We start from the raw sequence: 13,505 nt of genomic DNA on the forward strand, positions 1-13,505 counted from the left end.
GGCGACCGGATGGATCCGTCATGGCGGGTTGTCACGCGCGAGCGCCGGCGCTCGGCAGCCGAGTCGTACACGAGGCTGCGAAGCTTACCGACCTGCGCGCGGGCAGCTGACCGATGGTGCCGCCATCACCCCGTCGGCAGGCTGTGCGCATGTCCAGCACGCGCCACTTTCCCCTGCCCCTGCCGGCGCCCACTGCGGCGTGTTGGTCGCTGTGCCTGCATGCACATCAGGGTGTGCCTTTGTTTGCAGACTGGCGCTGCGCGCGTGCTGCGGCCGCCAGTCTGGCCCTGCCGGGCCAGTGGCCTGGCGCGCGGCTGCTGTGCTGGGTACTGCTGCCACAACGGTGGTGCGCCCTGGTGCAGGCACCGGGCAAGGCCACCGTGCTGCAGCTGGCGCTTGCTGCACGACAGGCCGCCGGCGATGCCGTCAATCGTGCGCGCGGGCGCGGCGGCACGGTCTGGCAGCCGGACATCGAGGCGACCGCGCTTGCGCCGCAGGCCGACCACCGCCACTTTGCGCGCAGCCTGGTGGCCTTGCCGTTGCGCGCGGGCCTGGCCGAGCGGATCGGCGCGTATCCGTATTGGGATGCGGTGTGGTTGCCCGACCAGCGCGATCCTGCACCACTGCGTGCGCCCCACCCTCCCGCGCAGCTGGCGGCAACAGGTGGCACGCGGTGAGCCGCGTCGACGCCGGCGCTCCATCGAGGCAGGCGGTCGATGTCCGCGTCGGCGCGCGCCCTGGCGTTCTGCAGGCAGGGCGGTGCGCCGCAAGCGTGCGGTGTTCAGAACGCCAGTGGGTGCTCCGGCAGCAGGGCCTGCAGTTCGCTGCGGAACAGCGCGCGGATGCGCTCCAGCGCGGCCTCGCTGTCGGCCTCGAAACGCAGCACCAGGATCGGCGTGGTATTGGAGGCGCGCACCAGGCCCCAGCCGTCCACGAAGTCCGCGCGCAATCCGTCTATCGTGGACAGGCGCGCCGATTCGAACGGCGATTCTTCGCCGGCCTGCGCACGCTCCACAAACCGCGCCACCAGTGCATGCGCATCGCCGTCTACCGGGACCTTGATCTCCGGCGTGGACACGCTCTCGGGCAGCGCGTCCAGCACCTCGGACGGGGTTTCCTCGCGCTGGGCCAGGATCTCCAGCAGGCGTGCGGCGGCATAGATGCCGTCGTCGAATCCGTACCAGCGTTCCTTGAAGAAGAAGTGCCCGCTCATCTCACCGGCCAGTTCGGCGTCGGTCTCGCGCATCTTGGACTTGATCAGCGAATGCCCGGTCTTCCACATCAGTGGGCTGCCGCCGTTACGCAGCACGTAGTCGGACAGCTTGCCGGTGCACTTCACATCGTAGATAACCAGCGCGCCGGGATTGCGCTGCAGCACGTCGGCGGCAAACAGCATCAGCAAGCGGTCCGGGAACACGACCGTGCCTTCCTTGGTCACCACGCCCAGGCGGTCGGCATCGCCATCGAAGGCCACGCCAATGTCTGCATCGAAGCGCTGCACCATGTTCACCAGGTCGTCGAGATTGTGCGGCTCGCTCGGGTCGGGGTGATGATTGGGGAAGGTGCCGTCGATGTCGCAATACAGCGGCACGACCTTGGCACCGATGGCCTCCAGCAGGCGTGGCGCGATGTCGCCGGCCGCACCATTGCCGGCGTCCACCACCACCTTGACCGGGCGGTCGAGCTGCACGTCGTCGGCAATGCGCTGGATGTAGGCGTCGCTGATGTCGCGCTGCTCCAGGTCGCCAGGCGTGGCCGCGGTATGCAGCCGGCCTTCGTTGATGCGCTGATGCAGTTCGGTGATGGCCGCGCCGGACAGCGTCTCGCCTCCGATGACGATCTTGAAGCCGTTGTAGTCCGGCGGGTTATGGCTGCCGGTCACCGCCACGCAGCTGCCGGCGCGCAGTTCATAGGCACCGAAGTACACCACCGGCGTGGGCGCCAGACCGATGTCGGTCACGTTGCAGCCGGCACGCCGCAGGCCTTCGATCAGGCCAGTGGTCAGCTCCGGCCCGGACAACCGCCCATCGCGGCCCACCACCACATCGCGTAGCCCCTGCGCCTGCATCACGCTGCCGATGGCCTGGCCGATCAGCGCTGCAACCCCGGGAGTGAGCTCCTTCCCGACCACCCCGCGGATGTCGTAGGCGCGGAACATGTCGGTGGCGACCTGGACCACCGGCAGCGGCGGCGGCGGCGGTGCAGGCGATACCGCCTGGTCCAACGCACGCGCGTCGCTGGCAAGGCTGGCGTCGTGCTGCAGGCTTTGACTGAAGGTGGGCTCGTCGGCCGTGGTATCGCCGGCAACGCGACGACGTGGCAGTGCCACCCGGCCACGGCTGGCCAGCACCAGCAACACGGCAATGGCCAGCAACAAGGCGGCCACGATGGCGCACCCCAGCGCACCCAGACCCAATGGGCCGTTGTCGCTCTGCGGTACCGCAGCGGCCACGCGCAAGCCACTGGTGCCGAGCGGGCGTGCCAGGGTTTCGGCGGCATCGGCCAGGCCTACGTCGCCTTGTTGGGCCACGTTGTAGCTGCCCTGGCGCAAGGCCAGATAGGCGCTGCCGGGCACGGCGATCGCATCTAGCGGGCCGATCAGGCGCAGCAGCGGCAGCCGGGCATACGCCACCGCCGGCTGCGCGCCCAGGCGCACCGCGGCAGCCACGCCCAAACGTACCTGCCTGGCATCGCGCACCACATGGACCTGCGCACGCTCGGCCACCAGCGCCGATTCGAGCAGGCTCAGTCGCGCATAGCCGAAGTCCTTGGGATTGGCATAGGCGGCGGCCAGATCGCCGGGCAGCACCTGCACATCCTCGGCGCCCTTGAAGCGCTCGCGGATTGCCGAGGCGGCGGCCAGCGCATCGCCGTTGGCCAACGCAGCGGCCACCGGCGGCTGTTTGAGCACCGCGTCGAGCTGGCTGGCCTGCGCAGACATTGCCTGGCTGACACCCTGCACGGCGCGATCGCGCGCCTGTTCCAGGTCGTGCGCAATCGCATCCTCACGCCATTGCGTGTAGCTGCTCCAGCCAAACCAGGCCGCCAGCAGCACCAGCACGCCCCCCAGCACCGGACCACTCGTACGCACGCTGGACATCGACTGCCTGCGCTCGTTCGCCTTGCTCATGTGACTCCCCCGTCAGCGCACGCCGGTGTGGCCGAATCCACCCGCTCCCCGCGCGCTGTCGACGAAAGTATCCACCACTTGCAAGCCCACGCGCACGATCGGAAGGATCACCAATTGCGCAATCCGGTCGCCCGGCTCGATGGTGAAGGCCTCACGGCCGCGATTCCAGGTACTGATCAGCAGCGGCCCCTGGTAGTCGGCATCGATGAGCCCGGTGCCGTTGCCCAGCACGATGCCGTGCCGGTGGCCCAGCCCCGAGCGCGGCAGGATCACTGCGCACACCTGCGGGTCGGCCAGATGGATGGCGATGCCGCTGGGAATCAGCGCCGCATCGCCCGGCTCCAGCGTCATCGGCGCTTCCAGGGCCGCGCGCAGATCCATGCCCGCGCTGGCTTCGGTGGCGTAGGCCGGCAGCGGCCACAGATCGCCGAAGCGCGGGTCGAGCAGCTTCACCTGCAAGGACTGGGTCGGGATGCTCATGCCTGCAATCTCTCCGCGATCAGGGCCAGCAACTGGTCGGCCAGTTCAGTCTTGCTGCTGCTGGGAAACACGCGCTCGCCCCCCTGCCAATAGGCGGTGGCGGCATTGTTGTCGCTTTCGAACCCGCCGCCTTCGATCCCCACCTGGTTGGCGATGATCAGATCCAGCCGCTTGGCTGCCAGCTTGCCACGCGCGTAGTGCTCCACGTCGTGCGTTTCGGCCGCAAATCCGACCACCAGCTTGAGCGCACCGGTCTGCGCGGCCACCTCGGACAGGATGTCCGGGGTGCGCACCAGTTCCAGGGTCAGGGTTTCGCCGGTCTTCTTGATCTTCTGCGCGACCACCCGCTTGGGGGTGTAGTCGGCCACCGCGGCGGCGCCGATGTAGATGTCGGCCGGGAACGCACCCAGTACCGCATCGCGCATCTGCGCGGCCGAGCGCACGTCGATGCGCTGCACGCCGGCCGGCGTGGTCTGGTGCACCGGCCCGCTGACCAGCACCACCTCGGCGCCCTGGCGGGCCGCGGCGGCGGCCAGGGCATAGCCCATCTTGCCGCTGCTGCGATTGCCGACGTAGCGCACCGGATCGAGGTCTTCGAACGTGGGGCCGGCGCTGATCACGATGCGCAGGCCCTCCAGTTGCGCGCTGCTGGGCACGAAGGCCGGCGCAGCACTGACCGACGGCGCGGCGGCGAGCGTGGCGGCATCACCCGCCAGTGCGGCAATGATCGCCGCCGGCTCGGCCAGCCGGCCGGGGCCGGATTCGCCTTCGGCCAGCGGGCCGTCGTCCGGGCCCACCACGGCCACGCCGCGTGCACGCAACGTCGCCACGTTGGCCTGGGTGGCCGCATGCAGCCACATGCGATGGTTCATGGCCGGGGCCACGGTCAGCGGCGCAGTCGTGGCCAGGCACAGGGTGGTGACCAGATCGTCGGCCAGACCGTGCGCCAGGCGCGCCAGCAGGTCGGCGGTGGCCGGGGCCACGACCACCCGGTCGGCCCAGCGGGCAAGCTCGATATGCCCCATCGCCTGCTCGGCGGCGCTGTCCCACAGCGTGGTGCGCGTCGGGTGCCCGGACAGCGCCTGAAAGCTCAGCGGGGTCACGAACTGTTGTGCGCCGGCGGTCATGGCGACCTGCACCTGTGCGCCGGCGTCGCGCAGGCGACGGACCAGTTCAAGCGATTTGTAAGCGGCGATGCCTCCGCCGACGCACAGCAGCAAACGCTGTCCGTCCAGGGGGCGGGCCTGAGTGGAGCCGATCACGTCGGGGTCGTCCTACGGTTACAAGGACAACTAGATTAGCCGATGCCCCCGCTTGGCCTGATGGGCGTCGGCGATGAGCACCGGCAATCTCGCCATATGCACATACACGACTGGCCCACCCACGAACGTCCGCGCGAGAAACTTCTGGCGCGCAGTGCCGCTGCGCTTTCCGATGCCGAGCTGCTGGCGATCTTTGTCGGCTCGGGACTGCGCGGCCAGGATGCGGTGCAGACCGCGCGCGATCTGCTGGATCGCCACGGCCCATTGCGCCCGCTGCTGGATCGTCCGCCCAAGGTCCTGGCGCGGCTGCCCGGGCTGGGCCCGGCATCGGCGTGCAAGCTCAGCGCCGCGATGGAGCTGGCGCATCGCCACCTGATGAGCGAGCTGGAGCGCGGCGACGTGCTCAGCGACCCGCTCAGCGTGGGCCACTATTTTTCGCAGCGGCTGCGCGCGCGGCCCTACGAAGTGTTTGCGGCGCTGTTCCTGGACAATCGCCATCGCGCAATCGCCTTCGAGGAGCTGTTCACCGGCACCATCGACGGCGCCGATATCCATCCGCGTGAAGTGGTGCGCAAGGCGCTGCTGCACAACGCTGCGGCGGTGATCGTCGGCCACAACCACCCCTCCGGCAATCCGGAGCCGTCCGAGGCCGACCACGCAGTCACCGTGCGCCTGTCGCAGGGCCTGGAACTGGTGGATATCCGCCTGCTCGACCATTTTGTGATCGGCGACGGCCGCCCCGTCTCGCTGGCCGAGCGCGGCTGGCTGCGATGAGGCCGCCGCGTTGACCTGAACCATCACCCGGACCCCAGGGCCCGCGGTCGGGTAAAATCGCTGGTTTGGTTCCAAGCAGATCCCACGTGAAAGCCCTACTCCGCGCACTGATCGGCCAAGGCATCGAAGCCTTGCGCGCCAACGGCACCCTGCCTGCCGACACCCTGCCGCCGGATTTTGTGGTCGAGCGACCCAAGACACGCGAACACGGCGACTTCGCCACCAATGCGGCGATGCTGCTGGCCAAGGCGGCGCGCAGCAATCCGCGCGCGCTGGCGCAGGCGCTGGTGGCCGCACTGCCGGCCAGCGAGGACGTGGCCAAGGTCGAGATTGCCGGCCCCGGCTTCATCAACTTCCACCTTGCCCCCACCGCCTACCAGCGCGAAGTGGCGCATGTGATCAAGCAGGGCCACGACTACGGCCGCGGCCTGGCCGGCAATGGTCGCTCGGTGGGCGTGGAATACGTTTCGGCCAACCCGACCGGCCCGCTGCATGTCGGCCACGGCCGCGCGGCGGCGATCGGCGACAGCCTGGCGCGCGTGCTCGACGCCAACGGCTGGAACGTCAAGCGCGAGTTCTACTACAACGATGCCGGCGTGCAGATCGAAAACCTGGCGTTGTCGGTGCAGGCACGCGCGCAGGGGCTGACCCCCGACAGCGCGGGCTGGCCGGAGAACGGCTACCGCGGCGACTACATCGCCGACGTGGCCAATGCCTACCTCGCCGGCGACACCGTGGACCTGGAAGGCCACCTGGTCACCGGCACCAGGGATCCGGCCGATTTTGAATCGATCCGCCGCTTCGCCGTGGCCTATCTGCGTAACGAGCAGAACCACGACCTGGCCGCCTTCCGCGTCGACTTCGATATCTATTTCCTCGAGAGCTCGCTGTACAAGGACGGCAAGGTCGAAGAGGCGGTGCAAAAGCTCATCGCCTCCGGGCACACGTACGAGGAAGGCGGCGCGTTGTGGCTCAAGTCCACCGACTTCGGCGACGACAAGGACCGCGTCATGCGCAAGTCCGACGGCACCTACACCTACTTCGTGCCGGATGTGGCCTACCACCTGACCAAGTGGCAGCGCGGCTACGAGCGCGCGATCACCGAACTGGGCGCCGACCACCACGGCTCGCTGACGCGCGTGCGCGCCGGCCTGCAGGCGCTGGAACTGGGCATCCCGCAGGGCTGGCCGGAATACGTGCTGCACCAGATGGTCACGGTGATGCGTGGCGGGGAGGAAGTGAAGCTGTCCAAGCGTGCCGGCAGCTACGTCACCCTGCGCGATCTGATCGAAGAAACCAGCGCCGATGCGGTGCGTTGGTTCCTGATCGCGCGCAAGCCCGATTCGCAGCTCACCTTCGACATCGACCTGGCACGCGCGCAGAGCAACGACAACCCGGTGTTCTACGTGCAGTACGCGCATGCGCGCGTGTGCAGCGTGCTGCGCCAGGCGCAGGAAAAGGGCTACAAATACGAGCAGGGCCACGGTCTTGCCCAGCTCGCCCGGCTGGACGATGAGCACTCGCTCACCGTGATGCTGGAGCTGTCGCGTTACCCGGAAGTGGTGGAAATCGCCGGTCAGGCACTGGAGCCGTACCAGATCGCGCAATACCTGCGTGAATTGGCGCACGCCTTTCACACGTGGTATCACAACAGCAAGGTGCTGGTGGACGATGCCGCCGAGCGCGACGCCAAGCTCACCCTGGCTGTCGCGACGCAACAGGTGCTGGCCAACGGTCTGGAACTGCTCGGCGTCAGCGCCCCGGAAAAGATGTAAGCGCTGTCGGAAAACACAGGCGCGGCGATCGACCGGGCGTGCTACCTGCCGGGCGCAGCCGCCTGACGGCGACGCGGATCGCGCGCGCTACACGCAGGGCCTTCCACGGCCCGCAACGACATGATTCGGAGAAGTGGTAGATGGCAGCACGACGCGGTAAGAGCCAGGCACGACGCAACACCAGTAATGGCACCCCCGGTTGGGTGTGGTTGGTGGCGGGCGCCGCGATTGCGGCAGTGATCTTCCTGGCCGCCCCCAACCTGTTCAAGAAGGACGGCGACGGCTTCCTGCGCGTGGGCCCGCGGGCCAACCCGGACGCCCAGCCCGAACCGGTGGCCGACGCCGACACCGATACCCCTGCCGAACTGCCCAAGCCCAGCACGCCGCCTGCCAAGCCGCAGCCCAAGCCCGGCGATGCGCAGACCCAGTACGACTTCTATACCTTGCTGCCCGGCAAGGAAGTGCAGATGTCCGATGCCGAGCTGGCCGCCAGCGCACGCGCCGAAGAGGCCGCGCGTGCGCGCGCAGCGCTGGAAGGCAAGCCGGTGCCGCCAGCACCCGGTGCGGCCGCAAGCGTGGCTGCTGCTACGCCAGCCGCCAGCGTGCCGGTGCCCTTGAACGAATCTGCCGCCAGCGCACCCAAACCGCTGCCGGAAACCGCTCCGGCACGGCCGGCAGCCACGCCGGCGCCGGCCGGCACTGCGGCCATCACCACGCCCGCGGCCACGGCGCCGAAGCCTGCGACAACGCCTGCCGCTGCAGCGCCCTCGTCCGCTGCAGCGGCGGTGACCGACAACACCCGTTACATCCTGCAGGCCGGCTCGTTCGGCGCTTCCGGCGATGCGGAATCCACCAAGGCCAAGCTGGCGATGATGGGGCTGGCCGCACGCGTGGAATCGGCCGAAATCAGCGGGAAAACCGTCTATCGCGTGCGCATGGGGCCCTACGGCAGCGCCGGCGAACTGGCCGAGGCCAAGCAGAAACTCACCGGCAGCGGCCTGCCGGCCATTGCGATCAAGGCGCAGTAAGCGCGCATGCTGAGTCGCTGCGCCGGGCTGTTGCTGGGAACGCTGGCACTGACCGGCACGGCGCAGGCCACCGATCAGATCCGCGACCGCATCCAGATCGACGGCCAGCAGGCAACGTTGCTGGCCGAGCCGTTGTCCGGGCCCCTGGATGACCCGGACACCTGGACGCGCTTCGTGGCGCACGCACGCAGTGCGATGGGCAGCTGCACCGCCAACTGGCGCGGCTATCGCGCGGACTGGCGTCTGGACGCGCAGCAGCTGGTGCTTGATCGCGTCGTGCTGGGCGCCTGCGCCGATGCGCCACCAACCTTGCCGTTGGACGTCCTGTTCCCCGGCCAGCCGGCGCCAGTGCCGGCCGTGTGGGTGGATGGCGAAGTGATCGTCGCACTGCCGTCCACCGCGACGCCTGCCACGCACGCAGCGGGCGCCTACGTGGTGCTGCGGCTGCGCCGTGGCCATGTCGTCTCGCGCGAGAGCGTGACCGAAGAGATGCTGCGTGCGCGGCGTGCCGCAATGGCAAGTCCGCCCCCTGCGCTCTGAAACTGCCTTGCAGTGAATCCTGAATCCCCCGTCCCCCTGGAGTTCCGCATGTCCAAGACCGTCCTGATCACTGGTGCCACCTCCGGATTCGGCAGCGCTGCGGTGCGCCGCTTCGCCGCCGCTGGCTGGAAGGTCATCGCCACCGGCCGACGGGCCGAGCGCCTGCAGGCGCTGGCGGCCGCGCTGCCGGCCGGCCAGGTCCACACCGCCGCGTTCGACATGCGCGATGCGCAGGCCCTGTCGGCTGCCATCGACGCGCTGCCGCCGGCGTTCGCCGACATCGATGTGCTGGTCAACAACGCCGGCCTGGCGCTGGGCACCGCGCCGGCGCAGCAGGCCGACCTGGCCCAGTGGCAGCAGATGATCGACACCAATGTCACCGCGCTGGTCACGCTCACCCATCGCCTGCTGCCGGCGCTGATCGCGCGCCGCGGCGCCATCATCAACATCGCCTCGGTCGCGGCCACCTACCCATACACCGGTGGCAACGTCTACGGCGGCACCAAGGCCTTCGTGCAGCAGTTCTCGCTGGGGCTGCGCGCGGACCTGCACGGCACCGGCGTGCGCGTGACCTCGATCGAACCCGGCATGGCCGAAACCGAATTCACCCTGGTGCGTACCGGCGGCAACCAGGCCGCCTCGGACACGCTGTATCGCGGTGCCACGCCGATGACCGCCGACGACATCGCCGAGCAGATCTTCTATGTCGCCAGCCTGCCGGCCCACTTGAACATCAACCGGCTGGAAATCATGCCGGTGACGCAATCGTTCGCCGGATTTCAGGTGGCGCGCGACGCGCAGTGACATGCCGCGGCATGCTGGACGCATGCATCGGCAAGGGCTGAGCGCGCACGGAGGCAAGACGCCTCGCGCAATGCCTGAGAAGCCGCGCACTGCGCGGCTTTTCTTCCAGGAACGCATTCATGCGATCAAGGGACGCGCGCGTGGCAACGGCAATGCCACATAGCGTCGTTTGCCAAGCAATCATCGGCATGAGATCGATGGCCGAAGTCTGACCAGAGCGCACGCGGCAGCAGTGGTGCTGAGCGGCGTGGGCACGCTACGCCGCCTCGGCACCACCGGCCGGCCTGGCGCGCTGCCGCAGCAACATTCCACGCAGGCGCAGGAAAGGCCGCTCCACCGCGTAGTGCAGCAACGCGCCCACCAGCAGCGCCACCCCACCATAGACGGCAAATGCCAGCAGGCCGTGGCCGTCCAGCGCGGCGCCGAGCCAGCTCTGCGTCACATGGAACATGGCCTTGTGGGTCAGATACAGGCTGTAGGAGATGGCTGCCAGCCACGCTGCGCCCGGCACCCGCAGCCGGCCGAAGGCGCTGCCGGTGGCAGTGCCGGCCAGCACGAGCAATGCCAAGCCCAGTGAAAGCACCGGCCAGCCCACGGCATTGCCGATCAGGCCGGTGCGCTCGCGAAACAACCACATCGCCAGCGCCAGCACCGCCATGCCCGCCAGCAACCACGCGCTGCCGTACTGCTGCAGCCGTTGCCAGGTCTGCGGGCGGAAGACCTTCAGCACCGCGAGCATCACACCAGCCAGCAGGCCATCGAGGCGGTTCCAGGTGGGGTAGTAGATATCTTCGACGAACCAGTTGCGCTGCTGGCCACCGCCGATCTGGTCCAGCGCGGTGTTATGCAGCCAGGCGCTGGTGCGCAAGGCGATGCCTGCCACTACCACTGCCATGCATAACGCGATGAATCGCCCGGCCGACGGGCGCCGCAGCAGTACCGTGGCCAGTAGCGGAAACACCAGATAGAAGTGCTCCTCCACGCAGAGCGACCAGGCATGCGAAAACGCAGCCTGCTGGCCGTAATCGACGAACAGGTTCAGGGTGAAGGTGGCAAACATCCACCACGGCGCCAACCCGGGCGTTTCGCGAAACCCCGGCCATGTGATGTAGACGATCAGCACCAGCAAAAATGCCGGCAGGATGCGGAAGGCGCGCCGCAGGTAGAAATCGGTGAAGTCCAGGCGCTGCCCGCGCCCCAGCGGCGTCAGCACCTGGCTGCCGATCAAAAAGCCGCTCAGCACGAAGAACAGGTCCACGCCCATCCAGCCATAGCGCGACAGCCACGCCCAGTCGGGCCCCAGCCCACCGACCACAAACGAATGGAACAGCATCACCCAGACGATGGCGATGGCACGCAGCAGGTCCAAGGCGGGATAGCGCATGCGCACGCTCGATGACTGAAGGACGTCGATTGTGCCGCATGGCCGGTGTGATGGCGCCGGGATGTGGCGGCCGTGTCATTGCCATTGCATCGGGCAGTGCCGCCCCGGCATGCCATGCGACCGCATGGCAGTCCCTGTCGGTGATGCGCGCATCGCCATCCATCAGCGGCAACGCGGGTGCAGGTCAACCTGGTGGGGGCACGACACCGGCACCGCGATCATCGCGCCATCACCGCAGCCGCTGCCGCTGCCGCTGCCGTTCCAGGCGAGCGCCGTGACATGGCTCCAGCGCCCTACTGCGCGCCACGGCAGTGCCGCAGCGCGTGCACGATCAGCCCAATGGTTCGTCGGACAGATAGGTGTAGCCGGTCAGCCCGGCCTCCAGCGCGTCGCTCAGTTCCTTTGCGCGCTCCGGTGGCAGCTGCGCGGCGGCGATGCGTTCGGCGTAGGTCGCGCGCAGCGTCTCCAGCTGATAGCCCACGTAGTCGAGCATCACGTCGGTGGTATCGCCGCGACGCTGCTGCACGATGCGATAGCCATCGCCATCCACCGCCACTTCCACCGCGTCGGTATCGCCGAACAGGTTGTGGATGTCGCCGAGAATTTCCTGGTAGGCACCGACCAGAAAGAAGCCGATGCGGTAGCTCTCGCCCGGGTTCAACGTGTGCAACGGCAACGAGCTGTCCAGACTTTCGTTCTCGACGTAGGTCTTGACCATGCCATCGGAATCGCAGGTCATGTCGGCGATGATGCCGCGCCGCTGCGGCGCTTCGTTCAGGCGTTCGATCGGCACGATCGGGAACACCTGGTCGATCGCCCACACATCCGGAATCGACTCGAACACGCTGAAGTTGACGAAGTACTTGTCCACCAGCCGCTCGTTGAGTTCGTCCAGCACCGGGCGGTGGCTCTTTTCGTCGAAACTCAACCGCGCACGCACGCCGTGCGCGATGGCATAGAACAGATCATCGATACGCGCACGATGGGTCAGGTCGATCTGGCCCAGGGCGTAGGCGCTCAAGCCCTCGGCATGGAAGTGCTGCGCCTCCTGGAACAGTTCCACCGCCGGGCGCACATCCAGTTCGTCGTGGATCTCGCGCAGGTGGCGGATGGCCGCCGGTTCATCGTCGTGCGCATCGGGCACGCGGCCTTCCGGCGCCTGCTCCACTTCGGAGACATTGGCGATCAGCACCGCGTGGTGCGCGGTCATCGCGCGCCCGCATTCGGTGACGATGCGCGGCGGGGTCAGCCCGTGCTCTTCGCAGGCGCTGGCCAGGGGCTGCACGATGTTGCTGGCGTACGAGTGCAGGCCATAATTGATCGAGCAATAGCTCCGCGAGCGGGTGCCTTCGTAATCGATGCCCAGGCCGCCACCGACGTCCACATGGCTGATCTTGGCACCCAGGCGCGAAAGCTCCACGAAATAGCGGGTGGCCTCGCGCATGCCGTTGGCGATGTCGCGCACGTTGGAGATCTGCGAGCCCATGTGGAAATGCAGCAGATTCAGGCTGTCGGCGTACTCGGTGTCGCGCAGCGTCTTCCACAGGTCCAGCACCTGCCGCGGCGACAGCCCGAACTTGGCCTTGTCGCCACCGCTGTTCTGCCACTTGCCCGCGCCCAGCGAGGCCAGGCGCATGCGCACGCCCAGGCCCGGCTTGACGTCCAGCGCGCGCGCCTCTTCCAGCACCAGCTTCAGCTCGGAAGGCTTTTCGATCACGATGAAGGTCTGCAGGCCCAGCTTGCGCCCGATCAGCGCCAGGCGGATGTATTCGCGGTCCTTGTAGCCGTTGCACACGATCAGCCCGCCCGGGCGCGACAGCGCCAGCACCGCCATCAGCTCCGGCTTGCTGCCCGCTTCCAGCCCGAAGCCGTCGCCGTGGTGGCCGGCCAGGGTGCCGGCCACGCCGCGGTGCTGGTTGACCTTGATCGGGTACACGGCGGTATAGCCGCCGGCGTAGTCCCACTCCGACTGCGCCTGCGCAAAGGCCGCCTGCAGCTTGCCCAGACGCTGGCCCAGGATGTCCGGAAAGCGCACCAGCAGCGGCAGCTTGGCGCCGGCCGCACGCGCGGCGTCCACCACCTCGGGCAGCGACACCGACGGGCCATCGGCAGTCGGGCTGACCACCACGTGGCCGGCGGCGTTCACATCGAAATACCCATCGGCCCAATGCGGGATCGAGTAGGTCTTGCGGGCTTGGTCGAGGGACCAATCGCTCATTTCGCTGTCTCGGCTGGAATAAAAAAGGGCGTGAAGTGTAACGCCTGGCATGCGCAGGGTCCGTTACAATCCGCGCCGACTTCACGCCCCGCTCCTGCTGGAGCGGGGTG

The 13,505-nt window shown here is 68.2% G+C and carries 11 protein-coding genes; 6 read left to right on the top strand and 5 right to left on the bottom strand.

All coding sequences use genetic code 11. The features are described 5' to 3' along the window. The first annotated feature begins 149 nt into the window (after positions 1 to 149). Entirely contained in the window at positions 150 to 677 is a 528-nt protein-coding gene (locus ABQZ09_RS16315) for a hypothetical protein (protein WP_184557691.1), read from the top strand. 104 nt (positions 678 to 781) lie between these two features. Here ABQZ09_RS16315 and ABQZ09_RS16320 read toward each other — a convergent pair whose 3' ends face one another. The 3 genes from ABQZ09_RS16320 to coaBC are packed head-to-tail and all read right to left on the bottom strand — an operon-like array spanning position 782 to position 4,872. Then, entirely contained in the window at positions 782 to 3,130 is a 2,349-nt protein-coding gene (locus ABQZ09_RS16320) for a phosphomannomutase/phosphoglucomutase (protein WP_349777384.1), read from the bottom strand. 12 nt (positions 3,131 to 3,142) lie between these two features. Further along, on the bottom strand, positions 3,143 to 3,610 hold the full coding sequence (dut, locus tag ABQZ09_RS16325; protein ID WP_039411114.1) for a dUTP diphosphatase: 468 nt from the start codon (positions 3,608 to 3,610) through the stop codon (positions 3,143 to 3,145). Continuing rightward, the gene (gene coaBC, locus ABQZ09_RS16330; RefSeq protein ID WP_039411116.1) at positions 3,607 to 4,872 is read right to left on the bottom strand and encodes a bifunctional phosphopantothenoylcysteine decarboxylase/phosphopantothenate--cysteine ligase CoaBC; all 1,266 of its coding nucleotides are present in this window, start codon (positions 4,870 to 4,872) and stop codon (positions 3,607 to 3,609) included. The genes dut and coaBC overlap by 4 nt, the downstream gene beginning before the upstream one ends. A gap of 96 nt (positions 4,873 to 4,968) precedes the next feature. On the opposite strand from coaBC, the gene radC reads away from it, so the two are divergent. The 5 genes from radC to ABQZ09_RS16355 all read left to right on the top strand — a co-directional run bounded on the left by radC (position 4,969) and on the right by ABQZ09_RS16355 (position 9,793). Further along, positions 4,969 to 5,646: a RadC family protein gene (gene radC, locus ABQZ09_RS16335; RefSeq protein WP_039411118.1), complete on the top strand. Its 678-nt coding sequence runs from the start codon at positions 4,969 to 4,971 to the stop codon at positions 5,644 to 5,646. An 86-nt stretch (positions 5,647 to 5,732) separates the two neighbouring features. Further along, positions 5,733 to 7,421: an arginine--tRNA ligase gene (argS, locus tag ABQZ09_RS16340; RefSeq protein WP_349777385.1), complete on the top strand. Its 1,689-nt coding sequence runs from the start codon at positions 5,733 to 5,735 to the stop codon at positions 7,419 to 7,421. A 140-nt stretch (positions 7,422 to 7,561) separates the two neighbouring features. Beyond that, on the top strand, positions 7,562 to 8,449 hold the full coding sequence (locus tag ABQZ09_RS16345; protein ID WP_039411122.1) for an SPOR domain-containing protein: 888 nt from the start codon (positions 7,562 to 7,564) through the stop codon (positions 8,447 to 8,449). A 6-nt stretch (positions 8,450 to 8,455) separates the two neighbouring features. Beyond that, a complete protein-coding gene (locus ABQZ09_RS16350) occupies positions 8,456 to 8,989 on the top strand; it encodes a hypothetical protein (RefSeq protein ID WP_349777386.1) in 534 nt (177 codons plus the stop codon). A gap of 48 nt (positions 8,990 to 9,037) precedes the next feature. Continuing rightward, positions 9,038 to 9,793, top strand: coding sequence for an SDR family NAD(P)-dependent oxidoreductase (locus tag ABQZ09_RS16355; RefSeq protein WP_039411126.1), 756 nt, complete (start codon positions 9,038 to 9,040; stop codon positions 9,791 to 9,793). Positions 9,794 to 10,049: 256 nt separating this feature from the next. Here the strand turns inward: ABQZ09_RS16355 and ABQZ09_RS16360 are convergent, their stop codons facing one another. After that, positions 10,050 to 11,177 carry an acyltransferase family protein gene (locus ABQZ09_RS16360; protein ID WP_349777387.1) on the bottom strand — a complete coding sequence of 376 codons (1,128 nt, stop codon included), beginning with the start codon at positions 11,175 to 11,177 and terminating at the stop codon, positions 10,050 to 10,052. 331 nt (positions 11,178 to 11,508) lie between these two features. Beyond that, complete coding sequence (gene speA / locus ABQZ09_RS16365) at positions 11,509 to 13,395, bottom strand: arginine decarboxylase (protein WP_349777388.1); 1,887 nt, start codon at positions 13,393 to 13,395, stop codon at positions 11,509 to 11,511. Between the last annotated feature and the right edge of the window lie 110 nt (positions 13,396 to 13,505).

Origin of the sequence: Xanthomonas sp. WHRI 6106 (assembly GCF_040202405.1) — a bacterium.
Classification (GTDB): Bacteria; Pseudomonadota; Gammaproteobacteria; order Xanthomonadales; family Xanthomonadaceae; genus Xanthomonas; species Xanthomonas cannabis.